Raw genomic sequence first — 20,363 nt, 5'->3', positions numbered from 1 at the left:
AAACATCCATTAAATAATATGTTTGAATGTTTCATCACAAGATATAGTGTTGCACATGTTTGTGTTGTAGTCAAAAAAAAAAAAAAAACAGACCGAATTTCTGCCTATGCAACAACTAAACTAAAGGTATAGCTGAGTAGTTATTATTTCTATATAGCTCATAATTGGCATTGCGAATTTTTATCGGTAGATTGTCACCATAAACGCCCACATTTTAACAAGTATGTAAGCTAAGCAATTTCGATATGAAAAAACACCAATTGTGTAGGAAAAGTCCCTTTAGATATTATGAAAGGACTTTTGTATACTTAAACCACTGATAAGAGATTGTACTACCCCATATAATAAAGACTAGGAAATACTTCCTAGTCCTCATCTTTCACATCTATATCTTCCGGAATTGGTTCATTTAATATTTCTTCTACTAGCTTTTTATATTTCTCCATTTGTTCTAAGTGCGTATTAAATTGCTCTTTATTCAATAAATACTGCTCCCCGTCATGAACAGCACGTATGCGTTTTTGTTGAATTAAGCTTTCGATATACGATTCTGGCATACTTAAAAATTCAGCTGCTTCTTTTACCGTTAAATACAATGTGTTCAGTCCTTTCTTATTCATAAAAGGAGTAAATAAAATTGCTCATTTTATGAATCAATTCAACTTTCATCCATATCAACTTTACCACATACATTTTATATTGAGGAGCTAGTCATATGAAAACTCATTTTTGACCGTAAGTCTCAAATTTTTTCGCTAACACATACAACTCTTCTTCCGGCAATAGTTTCGGTTCTCCAATGCATTTCGTTTGATAGTAAATTTGTGCACAAAACTCGATCTCTTCAGCAACTGTAAATGCCATTTTCATGTTATGTCCACCTGCAATTAATCCATGATTCGCAAGCAACACAGCGCGGCGATCGATCATTCCTTCATAAGCTGCTTCTGCCAATTCTCTCGTCCCAAACGTTTCATACGGAGCACAGCGTACATTTGGTCCGGCAAAGGCTATTAAATAAGAAACAGCAGGGAGCTCCCAACCTAATGATGCAATTGTCTTTGCATACGGAGAATGTGTGTGCACAAGAGCATTTAAATCGTCTCTTTTCCGATAAAAAATGAGGTGCATATCAAGTTCACTAGATGGTTTTCTTGTTCCGTCAACAATCTCACCATCTAAATTTAATATAACCACATCTTCAGGCGTTGTTTCAAAGTAATCTAATCCACTTGGACTCATTGCTACAAGTCCTTGTTCACGGTTAAAAATACTAATGTTACCGCCTGTCCCCTTTGTTAAACCGCTTGTAATTAATTTCTTCCCATACTCTACAACTTCTTCTCTCTCTTTTTGTAGTAACATATACTATACATCCCCCTCAGTGAAACGTTTCTTACTGCTCATTCGCTATAATGACCACTGTTACATCAATTTTATCTATCATAATTACTGAAATAGCTTTTCCAAGTTTGCCGCAAACGGTGGGCGTACAATTCCCTTTTCTGTAATAATTGCTGTAATATTCTCGTGCGGCGTTACATCAAACGCTGGGTTATATACTTTGCTATCCTGCGGTGCTGAATATTGGCCAAAACGATTAATCACTTCCGACGCATCACGCTCTTCAATTGGAATCTCTTTTCCCGTTGGCGTTTTTAAATCAATTGTTGGTGTCGGTGCTGCTACATAGAACGGAATGTTATAGTACTTTGCTAAAATAGATACACCTAACGTTCCAATTTTATTGGCTACATCACCGTTTGCAGCCACACGGTCACAGCCGACAATGACTGCGTCAATTTTCCCTTGTGACATAACCATCGCTGCCATATTATCTGTAATAACTGTTACATCAATACCAGCTCGCTGCAGTTCTAATGCCGTTAACGTAGATCCTTGTAACCTCGGACGCGTCTCATCCGAATAAATTTTTAAATCCCATCCTTTTTCTTTTGCCAAGTACATCGGCGCTGTCGCTGTTCCATATCTTGTTGTCGCCAAAGCACCAGCATTACAATGCGTTAACACACCCATACCATCTTGAAATAACATAAGTGCATGCTCGCCAATTTGACGATTAATCTCCTCATCTTCTCTATGAATCATTATTGCTTCTTCTAACAATCTCTGTTTTAAATCGTTAATCGATAAATGAGCATTTTCCTTTGCAGTATTCTCCATTCTCTCAAGCGCCCAAAATAAATTTACAGCTGTTGGTCTTGAAGTTGCCAAATACGCACATACCCTCTGCACTTTACCTATAAACAATTCTACTAAATCTTCTTGAACGTCTTTTACCCCTAAATATACACCGTAAGCTGCTGAGACTCCAATCGCTGGTGCACCGCGCACCTTCATCACTTGAATCGCATCCCATACACTCTCTGCCGTCCCAAAAGATTCATAGACAACTTCATTTGGTAATAGAGTCTGATCTAATAAAACTAAAGTATTTTCTTTCCATTGAATCGGTATTAATTGTTCAGACATCATCTTCTCTCCTTACTTTGCACTAAATGACAGCGCTTCTGCTTTTAACGTTTTTAAAAAATCATTTCCTGTTTTATACGTATTTGCTTGTAAAATGAACGACTTTGCCGCTTGTAAACAAATACGTTCTGCTCTAGCACGAGCTTCATCATCTAGAATAGATGTCATATCCTTTACCTTTGCTAACCCAACAATACGGCGAATTAATTCAAGTCCAGTAGCAGACGCTGTATCTTTTAACACAGACTGTAAATACCAACGACTAAATCCCGCTTCTTTCGCCATAATATCTGTAACATGAACATCCCATGCTTCTAAAAACTTCGCAGAAAATAAATCAATTACATCTATAATTGTATTCTCCAACCAGTTCATATACACATTTTTCTCTACTTCTGAAACCATTGTTGCATCTGCATTGGCCCATGCAAATATTAAATTTGCCACAACGTTCCCAATGTCATATCCCATCGGTCCGTAAAATGCAAATTCTGGATCAATTATCTTTGTAGAATCTTCTCTGACAAACACAGATCCAGTATGTAAATCACCATGTAACAAAGCTTGTGCATTTGTCATAAACGAAAACTTTAACTTCGCTGCTTCTATGCGAAGTTCAGAATCACCATATATATGTTCTCGAATCCAGCCTTCATTTAAAGAAAACAGCTCATTTCGTTTATTATGATCTGTAAATGGCTCAGAATACACGAGGTCTTCTGTAATTTCACACAACTCTGGATTAATATAGTTTTTTACAAGCTCTTTCTTTTCTTTATGATTCATGACCACATCCGATGTGAATAATAATGTGTTCACCAAAAAGGTTGTCAAATCCTCTGCAAGTTTCGGAAAGATTTGATGACTTATAAGTGCAGTCCGAAGAATTGTATGATCTGACAAATCTTCCATCACGCAGCAATTCATGACATCATCATACAAATACACATCCGGTACAAGTCTTGATGCCAGTTTCCCCTCTAACTGCAACACATCTGACTCGATACGAATGCGATTCGTAGATAACTTAAACTCATCCGAAATACGAGCTGTATCTCCTGCTTGCTTTACAATAACAGAAGCTCCCTTCTCTTCATTCCAAACGCGGAACACATAATTTAAATTACCATCTCCAATTTCCTTACACTGCAAACGCTGCGCATCTTCGAACATCGATAGTTTTTCCATCACATACGGTATAACATCACTAGCTTCCATTAAAAAATACTTCTTGAACTTAGACATGGTTTCTCCCTCCACCCTAAATGTAAGCGTTTTCTAAAAGCCGTAAAAGTAATAGATTGATAGCATTTCAATCTATATACCACAATTTTTTTTGAAACGAACATCTAGTTTTTATTATAGCTTGTTAGGAATATGCGTCAAACATTTCTCTTGACAAAATAAACACTTCTATATAATAATTAATATCGAATTAGAATTATTATATTTTAACTAAAACTACATACTGAGTAATCTATGATTCTCAGAATATATACTTAGGAGGAATTTTATTATGTTATTAATCGGCACAGAAGTACAACCATTCAAAGCATCAGCTTACCACAACGGTGAATTTATCCAGGTTACTGAAGAAAACTTCAAAGGCAAGTGGAGTGTAGTTTGCTTCTACCCAGCAGACTTCACATTCGTATGCCCAACTGAACTTGAAGATTTACAAAACCAATATGCAGCTCTAAAAGAACTAGGAGTTGAAGTATATTCTGTTTCTACAGACACTCACTTTACACATAAAGCATGGCATGATAGCTCAGAAACAATCGGTAAAATCGAATATATTATGATTGGTGACCCAACACGTACAATCACTACTAACTTCAACGTATTAGTTGAATCAGAAGGTCTTGCTGCTCGTGGTACATTCATCATCGATCCAGACGGCGTTATCCAATCTATGGAGATTAATGCAGACGGTATCGGTCGCGATGCAAGCATCCTTGTAAACAAAATTAAAGCCGCACAATATGTTCGCAACAATCCAGGTGAAGTTTGCCCAGCTAAATGGCAAGAAGGTGCTGCAACACTTAAACCAAGCCTTGACCTTGTAGGAAAAATTTAAGGAGTGTAATCAAAATGATACTAGATGCAGATATAAAAGCACAATTAGCCCAGTATCTTCAACTGATGGAAAACGATGTACTACTTAAAGTTAGCGCAGGATCCGATGATGTATCGAAAGACATGCTGGCTCTAGTAGATGAGTTAGCTACAATGTCATCCAAAATTAAGGTAGAGAAAACACAATTGGAGAGAACACCAAGCTTCAGTGTAAATCGTATCAGCGAAGACACTGGAGTAACGTTTGCTGGTATCCCTCTAGGACATGAATTTACTTCATTAGTGTTAGCTTTACTACAAGTTAGCGGAAGAGCTCCAAAAGTTGAACAAAAAGTAATCGATCAAGTAAAAAATATTCAAGGTGAATATCATTTTGAATCTTACATCAGCCTAAGCTGTCATAACTGCCCAGATGTTGTGCAAGCACTGAACTTGATGAGCGTACTGAATCCTGGTATTACACATACTATGATTGACGGCGCTGCATTTAAAGCAGAAGTAGAAAACAAAGACATCATGGCAGTACCATCCGTTTACTTAAACGGTGAATTCTTAAGCAGCGGCCGTATGACGCTTGAAGAAATTCTTGCTAAGATAGGTAACGGTCCTGATGCATCAGAGCTTTCTGATAAAGATCCATACGATGTTCTTGTTGTTGGCGGCGGCCCAGCTGGTGCAAGTGCAGCAATTTATGCAGCACGTAAAGGCATTCGCACAGGTATCGTTGCGGAACGCTTCGGCGGTCAAGTAATGGATACGATGGGTATTGAAAACTTCATCAGCGTAAAACACACTGAAGGACCTAAGCTCGTAGCAAGCCTTGAAGAACACGTAAAAGAATACGACATTGATGTCATGAATCTACAACGTGCGAAAGGTTTAGAAAAGAAAGAACTTATTGAAGTGGAACTGGAAAACGGCGCTGTTCTAAAGAGTAAGAGCGTAATCATTTCAACAGGTGCTCGTTGGCGCAATGTTGGCGTACCAGGTGAAGCTGAGTTCAAAAACAAAGGTGTAGCATACTGCCCTCACTGTGACGGTCCATTATTTACTGGAAAACACGTAGCTGTTATCGGTGGCGGTAACTCTGGTATCGAAGCAGCAATTGATTTAGCAGGTATCGTAAAACACGTAACGGTTCTTGAATTCATGCCAGAACTAAAAGCTGATGCTGTATTACAAGAACGTCTTTATAGACTACCGAACGTAACGGTTCTAAAGAACGTTCAAACAAAAGAAATCACTGGTACTGACAAAGTAGACGGTATTTCTTACATCGATCGTGAAACAGAAGAAGTTCATCACATTGAACTACAGGGTGTATTCGTTCAAATCGGTCTTGTACCCAACACAGATTGGTTAGGCGAAACTGTTGAACGTACTCCATTCGGTGAGATTGTAACAGATAAGCGCGGTGCTACAAACGTTCCTGGAGTATTTGCTGCAGGCGACTGTACAAATAGCCCATATAAACAAATCATTATTTCTATGGGATCAGGTGCTAATGCTTCATTAGGTGCATTCGATTACCTAATCCGTAATTAATGAACGGACATAAGTAGTACGTACCGTTCATAAACAACAAAAAAGAAAGTCACTGTGCTACCTGATTGGTAGTGTAGTGGCTTTCTTTTTTGGAAAGGAATAACCCCATTACGAGTTATAACTCGTAATGGGGTTATTGCAAATTCTCGCTATTTCTTTTTAACTTCCTCTACAAATTCCCATGTCTCCCCTTTATCTTTTGATTGATAAAGTACACTACTATCGCCATTGTAGTCTCCATCTTCCCCTTGTCCAACTAACATATTAAAAACTCCATCTTTCTCATATGGCATACCTGGAGAATCAAAAGGACTTATTATAGACTGTGTATGATCTAATTTCACTTCATGAGGCGGATAATTTACCTTTTTAAAAGATAGGCCCCCATCATCTGTACGATATAACTCTCCCTCATTACCAGAAGGACGGACTGCTCCTAAAAATCCAAGTTTATCATTTATAAAGGTTATTCCTGATACACTACCAATTCCTCTGTTGAATGGGTCTGTATTGATAACCTCCCATGTTCTACCTTCATCAATAGTCTTACTTAGTGAATAAAAAGCACTACCTAATGCTTTTTCTGTCATATTTAGTTTATAACCAACTTCTTTGGATAGGAAAAACTGTTCCTTGTCATTCGTTAAATCTTGTTTCTTTTCTTTAAACTTATCTTTATTTGGAGGAGTCTTTGATTTACTCCAACTTGCGTCACATATTAAGTTATATCTAGAAGGTACTAGCTCTTTCTCTTTTCCAGGAACAAATATAGATACAGTATATCCAATGATTTCAGAAGCTGATTCTTTAAGATTCTGCGCCTTACCATCCTCAGTAATATTAATGATTCCCTCTGTATTGTATCCCCAACTCCTTTTCCCGTAATAAATCAACCCATACTTACTTTCATTCCACTTACTAACCGTTCGCTTAACTGGAATGGCCTTAACCGTTTGAAGTAGAGGTTCTACTAGTTTATCATCATCATAATCAGGCTTTGCATATCCATCTCGTATAACAGTAATATCTTCTGATTTCTTCTTATCATAAGATATTAAATAAGTTTCCTCTTTCCCATCAGCATTTTTCCCATAAACAAATGTATCAAACGCTGTGATTGTTCCATCTGAACGAAATGTAAGATCAAAATCAGTTGCCATATATAATTTCTTTGGCAAAGGATATTTTTTATTTATATCTTCAAAAATACCTTCTACTCCAGATTCATATATATTATTATGTTTAAATTTAACTGATCTTTCATGTTTTAACCTTTCTATAAGCCATGCAAGTTTGCCATTATAATTTGTTGCACTTTTATAAATCTGTACCCCATAAAATGATGTGGTTACAACAATAATGATAATAGAAATGTATTTCCATGTAGTTGAATTCGTTAATTTTTTAGATTCATATTCTATATCTTTTATCATTCTCATTGTAGTAAATGTAATGATAGATGCAAAAAATACTATACATAATAATAAAATATAAATATTATAATCCATTCTTCCATACTTACAATATGAAGCTAACTCATAACAAAAAATCCCGTATACAATTATTAATATTGGATTTGTCATTAATGACATAAATATCCTTTTTATATTTTTCCTAAATATAGAAATCACTCCCAATTAAATGTATCAATGACATTAAGTATACTTTTTTTACCAAACAGTTGTATATAAGTTTTAAAAAACGACATAAGACTCCTTTCTTTTTTATGTGAGAAAACCATTGCATCCGGCCGTGTATAGGAGCAGTCAGATGCAATGGGAGCAAGCAAGTGCAGGTCATAATGTATTCTGCATAACAGTGACTTATATGTCGAAACATGAAAAAGAATTTATATAGTAGTGAAAGGCAAATAAAAAAGTAATCCATTTTGTAAAATATAAAAAGACAAGCTCATGTAAGTAAGCTTGTCCTTGTATATAAATAGAAGAGATATTGTTTATTTAAAACTTAACTTCAATTTTTTAATATCAAATGTAATCCACTGCTTGCTGTTCACCATTACTTGCCTATACAGTTTCTAATACCTTTTCAAGCATTGTCCCATTTTTAGCAAAATTCGTATGCCAAGAAAAAGCTTTTTCTAACACATGAGGAGTTTGTCCACCTCTTGTTTGCGCTTCTTCGTAATAAGCTCGTAGTTGGTCACGATACATTGGATGTGCGCAATTCTCAATAATCAGTTCCACTCTTTCCCTTGGCGCCAGTCCTCTTAAGTCAGCATATCCCTGTTCAGTGACGATAACATCTACATCGTGTTCCGTATGGTCTACGTGAGAGACGAAAGGAACGATACTTGAAATGTTACCACCTTTCGCAATGGACTTAGTAACAAAGATAGCTAGGCGTGCATTTCTTGCAAAATCACCAGAACCACCGATACCGTTCATCATTTTTGTACCTAAAACGTGAGTAGAGTTAACATTTCCGTATATATCTAATTCTAAAGCAGTATTAATCGAGATTAATCCAAGGCGGCGAATGATTTCAGGATGATTGGAAATCTCTTGCGGGCGCATCATTAATTTATCACGATACTTTTCAAAGTTGGAAAATACCTGTTGCATTTTCTCTTCAGAAAGCGTGATAGAGCAGCAGGAAGCAAAATGGACTTTCCCAGCATCCATAAGATCAAAGACCGCGTCCTGTAATACCTCGGAATAAACTTCTAAATCTTCAAACTCCGAATCTAACATTCCATGCAGCACTGCATTGGCCACTGAACCAATTCCCGATTGTAACGGCGCTAAACTATTCGTTAATCGGCCTACTTTTACTTCTTTTCGAAGGAAATCTATTAAATACTGTGCCATAATAACAGTTTCTTCATCTGGAGGAACAATCGTCGATGGCGAATCAAGTTGGTTCGTAAACACAATACCCTTCACTTTTTCAACATCAATCGGAATACCAATCGTTCCAATTCGATCATCTGATTTAACGAGCGGAATTGGAGATCTTTCTCCCTGTTTCCCAGGTTCATATAAATCATGCAGCCCCTCTAGTTGTGTAGATTGAGCCATATTCATTTCAATAATAATAGACTTGGCATTTAGGGCAAACGCTAAGGAGTTTCCAATTGAAGTGGTTGGAATAATCATTCCGTCCTCAGTGATTGCAACCGCTTCCAAAACAGCCACATCTATATCCATAACGTCCGCACGAAGTAGCTCCGCTGTATGAGACAAGTGCTGATCCACAAATAAAAAGTCCCCATTATTAATTCCCTTTCGCATAGTCGGATCGGCTTGGAAAGGCAATCTTTTCCCTAAAATTCCTGCTTCGGCAAATAATTTATCTACATCCGAGCCTAAGGAAGCTCCAGTATAAACATTTACTTTAAAAGATTTATCATGCTTAACTCGGTTCACCAGCGCAAATGGGACTGCTTTCACATCACCTGCACGTGTAAACCCACTTAAGCCTAAAGTCATTCCACTTTCAATCCAGGAAGCCGCTTCTTCAGGTGTAACTACTCGGTCCTTCAGACGATGGTCCCTTATTCTATCTAAATTATTCTCCATATGTAATCCCTCTCTTAATGAATATTCATAATTATTTTACACATTAACACTATTAAAATAGGGATTTCGGTATACGATACCAAAAATTCAGACAAAATAGCAAATTTAGGCTCTAAAGCAGAAGAATTTAGAATCCTAGAAGCTTACGAAAATAACTGGCATATGATTGACTAACTGGTACCCTCTCACCATTATCCATCGAAAGTAAAAATGTAGAATGGGTATCAGGATAAATCGCTTTAATATGATTAACATTTACAATAAATGAACGGTGGCATCTAATAAACGAATCCTTCGGAAGCAAATATTCGAATTCTTGCAGAGAGTACTTATGCGTTCCTGATAACTCTTCTGAATTTACATACGTCTTTTTATCTTTCGCCTCTAAATACATGACCTTTGAAAAAGGAACCGGAACCCAGCCATCCATTGTTTTTAAGGTAACGACCGATTTCCCATCCGTTAAAGCTGGATAAATTGCCGTCACACACCCCTCAAGCTTTCCATTATTTAAAAATGGCACGGCCATTCCGTGATAAGGAATACCAAAAATATCTCGGTTAATAAACTCAGAGGCCTTTTGCTTCGTTACCATTGCTTTATGGGCAATCGTCCCTTCCTTTATAGGGTCCCCGACGCTAATCTTTAAATCAATTCGTTTACTCGGCCGATAGTAGATATATTCTTCTGTATTCGAAACGGCAATTGAAATTTCATCTGAAAATAGTTCACCAACGACATCCAGTAGTAAGCCTAAGGTTATATCTTCCATATTATTCACCTCATTCATTATTATACTACTATTACTAATACCAAACTGTATTGATTCTGATGGAAAAGTAATAAAATAATCAAATGCAGAATTTCCTTTTCCTGTAAAACATTTTTAACCTCTCATTTTATTTTTTTCGATATCAACTCTCCATTGAACACTCTTTTTTATGTCCTTCACCACCTATTATTTTCGAGAGTTTATTATTGCCTATATGCATTCATACTGACTTCAATGTCATTAACTATTCATGGATTTTCATATTACTTTTATAAATAGAATATATATATAATGTTGAAAATCTTCTTGTTCTCCTTCGGGTTGACTAGAGTATAGACAATAAACAGTTAAGGGGGAAATAGATGTTATATACCGACGAGTTTATGGAGAGTTTACGGATGGAAGGCGACCCTATTCCGGATGGAATTATTAAAGAATTGTTCAAAAATAGTCAGGTTGGTGCAGTAAACTCTTTGTTGAAACAATTAATTAACAATGATCAAGCTTATCCAGAAGAGCTTCCTGATAACATTGAAAGTTGGCTGAGGGATACAGCTTATTGTCCACAAGGGGTTGACTGGGCCCGAATGAGAAACGCAACTGACTTATTTCGGGAACATGGTATTGCTATCACTTTACTATTAGCAACAGGCTCACTTGTGTATTGTTATGCAGCTCGTAAAGGTGTTAAGGTCCTTACATTCAGTTATCGTTTAGGTCAAAATGCCTACCGTAGGATAGCTGAAACAGGACAATTCGTCCTTCATGTCATGGCACCAGATGGTCTTGAATCCGAAGGACAAGGAATCAAAGCGATCCAAAAAGTTCGTTTAATGCATTCGGCTATTCGTCACTTAATCCAACAAACTGGTAGATGGAACGAAAAAGAAAATGGGATCCCCATTTGTCAGGAGGACTTGTTGGGTACTCTATTATCCTTCTCTAGTGTTATCATTGATGGCCTTCGCCGTTTAGGTATGAATATAACAGAAAAACAGGCCGAAGATTATCTATATTTTTGGAAAATCGTAGGATCCATGCTAGGAGTTCGGGAGGACATTATCCCAGAGACCATGGAACAATCAATAATGTTAACAAAAACTATTGGAAGAAGACATCATGGTCCGTCCCCCGAAGGAATTCAGATGACTCAAGCTCTTCTCGAATACCATGCAGATCTAATTCCGGGTCAGATGTTTGATAACATTATTCCTGCTCTAATTCGAGAAATCGTAGGAGACGAAATTGCAGATTGGATGGAAGTGCCCCGCTCCAATTGGCAAAAGTTAATGAAACTCAAAGAACTAATGGGTCTTCTTGATCCTGATTATTCAGGTGTTTTTGGAAGTATGACTAATCAGCTCGGACTGGCATTGCTCAGACGGCAGTCACTTTCTATCACCGATTATGAATATACCCCGTTTCTCATACCAACCAAACTACGAGAGGTATGGGGAATAGATGGAGATGCAAAAAAAGGGGATAAAAATGAATAAACCTTGCGTATCTTTATACTTGACGAATGATATGCGGCAGGCTGTATCCATTGGTAGTCCTGCTGTTGGAGATAATGAACGATTACTTGAATAATTTGACTCCTAATTTAATATAGGGATTATGTATAATATTCCATAATCCCCTTCCCATATGAACTACACCGCCTAATTATAAAGGAAAATAATATACGATATTATTTAACATTTACATGGCATAAAAAAGACCAACTCCCAATTGTAGGAGCTAATCATGGATTTGTTAAATTAAGGTTTTTATCGGCGTAAATGTCTGTTCTTCTATTTTGGCATACCACTATTTATGAATCGCAGTTAGTTATTTATTCCTCAACATCTCAGCAAGTTCATATAGTGGATTGTGCTGCTGAATGCGATAGTGACGTCCTTCCTTTTGCAAATACCCTTTATCGCAAAATTGTGTTAGTACATGCAATAAGTGACGATAGGATACACCTAGATAATCACAAACCGTTACGTGTTTCTCCTTATAAACCCCTTCATAAGCTGTTTGCAAAATAAAGTCTGCAAGCCGGTTTTCAAGCGGAAAGGCAAGGCTTTGTGAATACTTTGCAGCCATAAGTGTTGCCTTTATACTTAAAAACTTAGTTAATTCACGTAGAAATTTTGCATCTTCCATCAATTGTGTGCGACAACGATGAATAGGAAGAGCAAAACAAATGGTCTTCATTGATGCTTGAATTCCTTTTGTATAGTACACCTCATTAAATAATTCCATTTCTCCAATGTACTCATTTGTGTTAATAAAATTAATTAAGGAAACTTTTCCATTTTGATGTGTTACATATATCTTTGCTTTCCCTTCAATAACATAAAATAGAAAATCCGTTCTCATACCTTCTTGAATAATCCATTCATCCCGTTGATACTCATGCACTTCCATAAACTCTTCAACTGGAAAAGAAAATAAATGCGCAATAGAGCTCTTCTTCAACTGCAGTCGCTTTTCCTCACCTTTGTAGATTTCCATAATCCACCTCAAAAATATGAGATATCTCATATTATTTTTTCGTACTTACATGATAACATGCAAACTATAGGGGGGATACAGCATGAACACACATCGCTGGATGAGTATACAGTTTTTTAGTTTTTTTATGACATGGGGAATTTTTCTGCCCTATTGGACAGGATGGATGATTCATACAAAAGGAATTACGGTTCCTCAAGCTAGTTTGATTATGAGCTTAGGTTTAGTTGCAAGAGGCCTTTCCACATTATTTGCATTTCCTTATTTATCAGGGAAATTTAGTAGTAAAACCTTATTAAACGGGGCGGGAATCTGTACGCTGATTGCTATTCTGTGTTATATTCCGGCAAGTTCCTTTACTAGCTTACTTATAGCCACATTAGCATTCCACTTTTTTTATCCAACATTGATGCCTGCTTTAGATAGCGCTGCTGGCGTACTCGTACAAAGTAACCAATTAAAAGATTACGGGAGAAGCCGTCAATGGGGATCCATCGGATTCGTCCTAGCCGGCATGATTTTATCTATCTTTACAGGGATGCTTGGAGATGAAGTGATTTTATGGGCCCTGTTACTTGGCACAGTAATATTCGTGTGTCTTGGTTTTATGCGCGCACCTGCCATTCTATCTAAAAGGCCTCAATCAGACCAAGCACAAAAAGAAGGCATGTTAAAACTATTTCATATCAAGCACTTTAGTTTGGTACTCATTATAGTAATTTTACTGCAAGCGGCACACGCTTCTTATTACAATTATGGTTATCTCTTTTTACAAGAAATCCATGCACCCAAATATTTAATAGGTGTAATTATCAACATTGCCGTAATCGCGGAAATCATTTTTTTCTCAATCGCAGACCGGAAGTTTCAAAACTTTTCAGTAGGCTCCTTACTTGCACTGGCAGCACTTGGTTCTTCCGTACGTTGGCTATTAGTATTTGCTTTTCCTAATGTAATTGTTTTTTGTATCGCGCAAACCTTGCATGCATGCTCATTTGCGATGGGGCATTATGCCTTTATGAAATACCTAGTCAAAAACATTTCACATACACAGATTCCGAAAGCACAAGGCATATATTCAGCGCTGGCTCTTAGCTGGAGCACTGCCGTATTTACAATTTTCGGTGCCTATTTATACGAAATTGAGCCAAGATATGCCTTTATCGGGATGATTGTTTGTACCATACCGTCGATGCTGCTTGCACTTGTTTATCGGAATTTGGAACATAAAAAGAAAGCAGCAGTTTTTATTTAGTTTGTTTATTTAAAACGATACAAAGCTAAACCGATCTTATATGCCGCACAAATCTTCGGCGGCATATTTTCGTTTTACCTAATGCTTAAGATCATCATAGAGCATTAGGTAATACTGGGTTATTATAAAGCAGGCTTGTCCATTTTGGACAAGCCTATTAACTTACCATCAATTTTATCCCGCATCAACGGGCAGTAAGAGCCCGATTGGTTTAACTAACCATCAGTGGGGGATGAAAAAACCCCCACTGATGGAAGTTTCACTTTATTTAATGCATCCTTTCCTACATAAATCCTAGATCTCTTTTTCATTACTAAAAAACGCATACTAGGATGCAACCTCATTTACTTATGATAAGATTTACCGTAACAAATCTAAATGAGGTGCTTTAGACAAGAAAAAAAGTGAAGCCATATTGTACTTCACTTCAATCTTTATCTTTTTGAATTTTAAGGCTAACTTATTTTCTTTTGTTTCTGCTTTTCTATATCATGTATTTTTTCATATTTGCTATACATTAACCATGCAACAACTGAGAAAATAACAGGTCCAGCCACACTCCAAATGGTTGTTTGTATATCCCCTTCTAAAGCCGGCTGTACGATACTAAAGAAATTTGCAATTCCAACTGTTAGAACAACAATCCATGTCCAAAGATTTGCGCTCAATTGTGTTTTATATACGATAAACGGCTTATTGATTTCCACTTTTCTCTTAAAATACGGGAATGCAAGTGCTATAAATACATACGGTATTGTCATAGCCACGTTAGTCATCGAAACGAGTATGTTAAAGAATGCCGCCATTGTGCTTCCACCGAAAGCGATTAGTGCGATCATTACACAAACAATAACAGCTTGAATCCACATAGCATTAACAGGCAGCCCATTCTTTGTTTCACCGATTCTCCCGGGCCACAATCTCTTAGGTGTTCCTTCAATCAGCTGCTTTAACGGTGAAAACATTAAGGTAAAGAACGCACCGGACAGTGCTAGGAACATTGAAAGTCCAATGTATCTGGCAACCCCAAATCCCAAAGCCGTAGCTGTAGCATGGCTTGCTCCAAAAGCGGTACCTAGTGAGTAGCCTAAATTGGCCATAACTATATAACTTGCGTTTCCTAGGTTAACATTCGCAATGCCCATTACAGATGCCCAGTTTGTGAATATTCCAATTAATAGTATTCCTAATGAATACCCTACAGAGATTATGGCTGCAGATAAAAGAATTCCTTTCGGAAACGTTTTTTCTGGATTTTCTGTTACATCCACTAAACCGCCTACTGCTTCAAGTCCACCATAAGCGAAGAGGGCATATACTACAAATGCTAGCGAAGCAATAATATCTCCTGCATATTTAGGATTTGGTGTTTGAGTAAATGAATGTAACCCTGTAATCGGCTGCGCCAAATGTCCATGATTACCTATAAGTACTACTATTGCACCGACCAAAAGAAATACATTCAATAACAAGACTGCAGTACCACCTAAAGAGGTTACCTTTTTTATTTTATCCAGACCCTTAGTTGATGTATAGGTTACTATAAGAATCCATACAATTCCTAAAACCCCCAGAACTTGAGGTCCTCGAAGATTAAATAAAGTCCAGCTTTGTGTTGTATCTTGTCCAAAGATAGCATTTGACACCGGAACCCACATACCTGATGCGACATTGACCATCCAAGTTATATAAGAAAAATACCACATGAAAGTTCCTATAAATGCAAATTTTGGACCGATGGATTTTTCCATCCATGAATAGATACCACCTTTTTCCTCTTTAAAGGCGGAACCAAATTCAGCTACCATTAATGCAAAAGGAACAAAGAAGGTTATGGCTGAAAATATGTACCAAGGTATAGCGGCATAACCCATCTTATAAAATGATCTTGGAATGTTGTTGAATCCATAAACAGAAGTAAAAATCATTAATACTAGGGATACTAAAGTCAATTTTTTGGCTATGTTTGTGTTTGACACACATTTCCCCCCCTAATTATAGTTATCATATAACTTCAACACGGAATGTTTACTTCGTATAATCATACTTAATCCTACATTGTAAAAATAGACAATCATTTCCAGTCAACGTAAGTAAACGATGAAATTGCTTTTTTATTATATCCAAATTGCACTATAGCTACTATAATCCACTGTTACAATCATATGAACACATTCTAATACTATTTAACTTCCCCGAATTCCTTTACATAGGCTTAGCATTTTTTAATTCAATAATGATTTTAGTTTTCCTGTTCTTCTCTTCTTGACGTTGAAACTAGCCAATTAAAAACCTCATTTACTAAAAATTCAATAAAGAACAGCGCTGATAAAAACCCTTTAAAATTATTTCCAGCATTCAGAAATCTGTATCTTTTCTGGGGGTGCGAAAATAAGGAGTAACTGGCAACTGGCATTGCTTATGGACAGTATAGGAATAATCTCTCTTGTAAACCTTCTAAGACGTCTTTTGGCACTTCCCTGACCTCAATATCCCCACCTAGGAAAAGTAGCCAATTTGTTATTTCGGTCAATTCTTCTGAATTATTAACATTGATAAAAGTCTTCAGAATGGCTGTGGTTTGGTAAGGATTCGTATAGGAAATTGAAACTTTTAAAGGATGGTATTTTTTGAATTGAGCAATCGCCTTTGGACCAAGTTCAAGAACAAGATTGATCGCTTCTTCCTGTTTACTTAGTTTTTCTAAAATCTTTTTCTTACTTAATCTTTTTTTCGTAGGGTATGGTTTGACATTGGTGAGATTGTCGACAGGAAAAATCTGTCTCTTTTCTTCCTTTAAGTCAAAGCCTTCAATTAGCCAAAGGCTTTTTTCACGATAAAGGTGCAAGAGATAAATTGGATAAGACTTGATTACCTTCTCTTCTTTGATGGTAATCAATAAATAACTATCAAGAAGCAGGACTTGGATAAGTTCTTCTAACATAGGATGGGGGAGGTCTGATAGATCAAGCAGATCGGGATTATTGGGGTTGGTCCCTTCAAAAAGCAAGATTTGATTTAAAAGAACAAGATCCTCTTGCTGGTTTTCTGAGATGAGGCCTAGTAATTTTTCAGCTAAAGAATGACGACTCTTTAGATAGGGGAGTTGTTGATTTCTTGTAGCCATAAAGGCAATAAAAAGAGCTTTGATCTCATTATCGGTAAAGCGAACAGTGGGCAGGACAGAGTTGTTCATGACAAAATACCCCCCATCCCTTCCAACTTCAGCGACAAGTGGCATCCCCATAGCTTCAATTTCTCTGATATCTCTAATAGCTGTCGAACGAGAGATGTTAAATTCTCGCATGATTTCAGAAATTGTAAAGTGGGCGCGGTTGTTGATATACCGCATAATGATATTAATCCGTTCAACTTTTTTCATCTGAGCCTCCTAAACAGTATCACTTTTTGACATGATTTAAGGCTATTATAAACTCATCAAGTGAAAAGACAAATCATTTGATTAATAAAAAAAGAGGTGGGTTTTGAATATGACTGATTATACCCTAGAAGAAAAAGACCGCTTTACCGTTTTAGGTATTGGAACTGAGCTTAAGAGTGATTACACAGACTATGCTGGCATAAACAAGGAAAAATCAGACTTTTGGCGGGCCGTCAAACAAGATGGAAGGCTTGACACTTTAAAAGCCATAGCCGCAAATAATTACATTTTTACCGTGAACGAAGCGGTGAATAACAAGATGATGCATTATGCTGGCGTCATGACAGAGGTATCGGTACCAGAAGAATCTAGAATTATCCAATTCCCTAAAGGGGAATACCTAGTTGTTAAAGGGGAAGGGAATACGGCTGATGAGTTGAGTAATAAGCTTACCGGCATTGCCTTTGGTCAAGTCTTGCCAGAAGCAAAGAATTTTTCCTATGTTGGTGGGCCAAATGCGATGGTTGAGATGGGGCAACGAAACGGCTTAGTATTTGGTGAAATGTGGATTCCTGTTGTTAGGAAATAAAGAAATAAAAGGAGAGATGGAAATGTCCTATATCGTTGATTTTAAAAATATGTCTACAGTTGGTTTAGAGTCTTCACCTGTAGCTGAAGCGCTTGCTGGTTTACGTGCCAATGAAGCCCGTTACTTTATGAATAAATACAAGCATGAATTTACGGTTGTACCAGCTAGCGAAAGCCAGGAGACCCTTGGTTATGTGAACCGAATTTTAAAAGAAGAACGTGATATTGAGTTTGCGGCCAAACCTTTAGAAACGTCGCGTTTTCAAGTGGAAAATATCAAATTCGCCTACGTCTTTTATGAGGATGGTCTTGGGATTAACGTCATGTATACGGTTGATGACCCTAAGAAGCGTGCCGTTGGTTTTAAGCTTTCTGATGGGATGGAGGTACCGAAGGAGTTAGAAGGGAAATTTAAGTTTGCTAGGCAGAAGTCTAAACTAGCTGGAACAATTCGGGGCTCGTTTTTTGTAATTAAAGGAGAATATTAAAGTAAGCAAAAGCGTATATGGAGAAATTTAACCATTTTTTGTATATGGTCATCCTTTTTCTTCATTTTGATAAGAAAATCCTGATTGAACAAAAAATTAAATTCATTGCAAGAGCAAAAACAACCATTCATGCAACACATGTTCATCTAGGCATTCAAATAACAAAGCAGCACCTCTCCATCAAATTAGAGGGTGCTGTTACTTTTTTGCAAAAAACTTGTTTACTTATAATACGGTTCTGCGAAATTAATTCCAAAAACGCCAAACTAACTAATACCCCAACCGATACACCAAAAACCTCTCATTTAAATTCCGCTCATACAATCCCGGCAATATAACCTCCTCTTTCAATTCAAACGAGGTTTGATTATCTAAAAAGTAAATATAGTCTTCTGATGGATAATACAAAATCAACTCTACTTCTCGTTCTACTTGTTCCACTGAAAACAATATATTATTGATCACATTCATAAACACTTGCACCGAAAACGGATTAAAGAAGTAAAATTTATTATCAAGCGGATCAATTTCGTATTCTTGCGCTAAGCAACATTGGAAATGAATTTTATTTTTAATTCTCTTCTCCTTCTTTACATAGCGATCTCGATTTTCCATCGCTTCTTGATAGAACGTCTCGTTCATTTCTACCCCTACAACGGACGCATGATAGAAATGATGAATATAGAAATTTAATCGTCCTTTCCCACATCCAAAATCAACAACTCGGTCACTGCTTTTTAAATCATATTGCGTAAATAATGTTTCGAGTGCGCGATATGGTGTTGGTTCATAACGATGATAATGCAAAGACTTGTAAAACTCTTTTTGCTCTCCTACTGTTTTTATATTTAACACTGCATCGTAATATTGTTCATTCATGTGTTCACCCTACTCTCTACGAAAAGAATCTTGATACACTCCAGATCCCTTTCGATTTTATCATATATATACGAGTTCCAAACCTATGCCATATGAAAAAAAGTCCCTTCATAATACGAAAGGGACTTCGCTCACACAAATGATCTGCACAGCAATTCCTCTTTACTATACAGATCATTTGTATGATAGTTTTTATAAATAATTGCGGAATAATGAATTTACAGTACTGCTTTTAATAGTTCTGCTACTAATGGAATTACTCCACCTAAGAATGATAACACTGCCATTGCGATTGCCATATGATTTCCTCCTCTACTATATATATCAATTCACTTTTGCTATACATCATTTGTATGATAATTTTTATAAATAATTGCGGAATAATGAATTACATTACTGCTTTTAATAGTTCTTGTACGAATGGAATAATTCCACCGATAAATTTTAAAACTGCCATTGCGATTGCCATTTTATTTCCTCCTCTAATCTACACTTTAATTCATCTTTGCTATACAGATCATTTGTATAAATGTTTGTTCTTAATAACGAACTTACATTACTGCTTTTAAAAGCTCTTGTACGAATGGAAAGATCCCACTGATAAATTTTAAAACTGCCATTGCGATTGCCATTTTATTTCCTCCTCTAATCTGTACTTCAATTCATCTTTGCCATACAGATCATTTGTATAAATAGTTGCTGAATAATGAACTTACATTACTGCTTTTAAAAGTTCTTCTACGAATGGAATAATTCCGCCGATAAATTTTAAAACTGCCATTGCGATTGCCATTTTATTTCCTCCTCTAATCTACACTTTAATTCATCTTTGCTATAC

General features: G+C 36.7%; 17 protein-coding genes. 6 read left to right on the top strand and 11 right to left on the bottom strand.

Annotated elements, in window-relative coordinates; translation table 11 throughout:
- Positions 1–365 precede the first annotated feature (365 nt).
- From PLX19_RS11800 to mtnK, 4 genes are all read right to left on the bottom strand, one after another.
- On the bottom strand, positions 366–596 hold the full coding sequence (locus PLX19_RS11800) for an excisionase family DNA-binding protein (RefSeq protein WP_139207770.1): 231 nt from the start codon (positions 594–596) through the stop codon (positions 366–368).
- 127 nt (positions 597–723) lie between these two features.
- The gene (locus PLX19_RS11795) at positions 724–1,365 is read right to left on the bottom strand and encodes an L-fuculose-phosphate aldolase (protein WP_272188799.1); all 642 of its coding nucleotides are present in this window, start codon (positions 1,363–1,365) and stop codon (positions 724–726) included.
- Between the two features lie 84 nt (positions 1,366–1,449).
- Positions 1,450–2,493, bottom strand: a complete 1,044-nt coding sequence (gene mtnA, locus PLX19_RS11790; RefSeq protein ID WP_272188797.1) for an S-methyl-5-thioribose-1-phosphate isomerase — start codon at positions 2,491–2,493, stop codon at positions 1,450–1,452.
- Between the two features lie 12 nt (positions 2,494–2,505).
- Positions 2,506–3,738: an S-methyl-5-thioribose kinase gene (gene mtnK, locus PLX19_RS11785; RefSeq protein WP_272188796.1), complete on the bottom strand. Its 1,233-nt coding sequence runs from the start codon at positions 3,736–3,738 to the stop codon at positions 2,506–2,508.
- A gap of 271 nt (positions 3,739–4,009) precedes the next feature.
- On the opposite strand from mtnK, the gene ahpC reads away from it, so the two are divergent.
- Both ahpC and ahpF read left to right on the top strand, forming a co-directional pair.
- On the top strand, positions 4,010–4,573 hold the full coding sequence (ahpC, locus tag PLX19_RS11780; protein WP_272188795.1) for an alkyl hydroperoxide reductase subunit C: 564 nt from the start codon (positions 4,010–4,012) through the stop codon (positions 4,571–4,573).
- A gap of 14 nt (positions 4,574–4,587) precedes the next feature.
- On the top strand, positions 4,588–6,117 hold the full coding sequence (gene ahpF, locus PLX19_RS11775) for an alkyl hydroperoxide reductase subunit F (RefSeq protein WP_272188794.1): 1,530 nt from the start codon (positions 4,588–4,590) through the stop codon (positions 6,115–6,117).
- A gap of 149 nt (positions 6,118–6,266) precedes the next feature.
- Here ahpF and PLX19_RS11770 read toward each other — a convergent pair whose 3' ends face one another.
- The 3 genes from PLX19_RS11770 to PLX19_RS11760 form a co-directional block, all read right to left on the bottom strand.
- Positions 6,267–7,748 carry a WD40/YVTN/BNR-like repeat-containing protein gene (locus tag PLX19_RS11770; RefSeq protein WP_272188793.1) on the bottom strand — a complete coding sequence of 494 codons (1,482 nt, stop codon included), beginning with the start codon at positions 7,746–7,748 and terminating at the stop codon, positions 6,267–6,269.
- Between the two features lie 396 nt (positions 7,749–8,144).
- Entirely contained in the window at positions 8,145–9,659 is a 1,515-nt protein-coding gene (locus PLX19_RS11765) for an acetyl-CoA hydrolase/transferase family protein (RefSeq protein ID WP_272188792.1), read from the bottom strand.
- A 127-nt stretch (positions 9,660–9,786) separates the two neighbouring features.
- Complete coding sequence (locus tag PLX19_RS11760; protein WP_272188791.1) at positions 9,787–10,431, bottom strand: LytTR family DNA-binding domain-containing protein; 645 nt, start codon at positions 10,429–10,431, stop codon at positions 9,787–9,789.
- Positions 10,432–10,793: 362 nt separating this feature from the next.
- On the opposite strand from PLX19_RS11760, the gene PLX19_RS11755 reads away from it, so the two are divergent.
- Positions 10,794–11,927, top strand: coding sequence for an oxygenase MpaB family protein (locus PLX19_RS11755; protein WP_272188790.1), 1,134 nt, complete (start codon positions 10,794–10,796; stop codon positions 11,925–11,927).
- Between the two features lie 334 nt (positions 11,928–12,261).
- On the opposite strand, the gene yeiL is transcribed toward PLX19_RS11755, so the two are convergent.
- On the bottom strand, positions 12,262–12,933 hold the full coding sequence (gene yeiL, locus PLX19_RS11750; protein WP_272188788.1) for a transcriptional regulator YeiL: 672 nt from the start codon (positions 12,931–12,933) through the stop codon (positions 12,262–12,264).
- Between the two features lie 82 nt (positions 12,934–13,015).
- On the opposite strand from yeiL, the gene PLX19_RS11745 reads away from it, so the two are divergent.
- The gene (locus tag PLX19_RS11745) at positions 13,016–14,188 is read left to right on the top strand and encodes an MFS transporter (RefSeq protein ID WP_272188787.1); all 1,173 of its coding nucleotides are present in this window, start codon (positions 13,016–13,018) and stop codon (positions 14,186–14,188) included.
- A gap of 455 nt (positions 14,189–14,643) precedes the next feature.
- On the opposite strand, the gene yjeM is transcribed toward PLX19_RS11745, so the two are convergent.
- Entirely contained in the window at positions 14,644–16,167 is a 1,524-nt protein-coding gene (yjeM, locus tag PLX19_RS11740) for a glutamate/gamma-aminobutyrate family transporter YjeM (RefSeq protein ID WP_272188786.1), read from the bottom strand.
- Between the two features lie 440 nt (positions 16,168–16,607).
- Positions 16,608–17,570: a helix-turn-helix transcriptional regulator gene (locus PLX19_RS11735; protein ID WP_272188785.1), complete on the bottom strand. Its 963-nt coding sequence runs from the start codon at positions 17,568–17,570 to the stop codon at positions 16,608–16,610.
- A 109-nt stretch (positions 17,571–17,679) separates the two neighbouring features.
- On the opposite strand from PLX19_RS11735, the gene PLX19_RS11730 reads away from it, so the two are divergent.
- Together PLX19_RS11730 and PLX19_RS11725 are read left to right on the top strand one after the other, a co-directional pair.
- Positions 17,680–18,159, top strand: a complete 480-nt coding sequence (locus tag PLX19_RS11730; RefSeq protein WP_272188784.1) for a GyrI-like domain-containing protein — start codon at positions 17,680–17,682, stop codon at positions 18,157–18,159.
- Positions 18,160–18,181: 22 nt separating this feature from the next.
- Positions 18,182–18,646, top strand: coding sequence for a phage tail protein (locus PLX19_RS11725; RefSeq protein WP_272188783.1), 465 nt, complete (start codon positions 18,182–18,184; stop codon positions 18,644–18,646).
- A 270-nt stretch (positions 18,647–18,916) separates the two neighbouring features.
- On the opposite strand, the gene PLX19_RS11720 is transcribed toward PLX19_RS11725, so the two are convergent.
- On the bottom strand, positions 18,917–19,525 hold the full coding sequence (locus tag PLX19_RS11720; RefSeq protein WP_272188782.1) for an SAM-dependent methyltransferase: 609 nt from the start codon (positions 19,523–19,525) through the stop codon (positions 18,917–18,919).
- Between the last annotated feature and the right edge of the window lie 838 nt (positions 19,526–20,363).

The sequence above is a fragment of the Bacillus sp. BP-3 genome, from assembly GCF_028401955.1.
Taxonomy (GTDB): Bacteria; Bacillota; Bacilli; order Bacillales; family Bacillaceae_G; genus Bacillus_A.
This window is presented reverse-complemented; position numbering and strand designations above follow the sequence as displayed.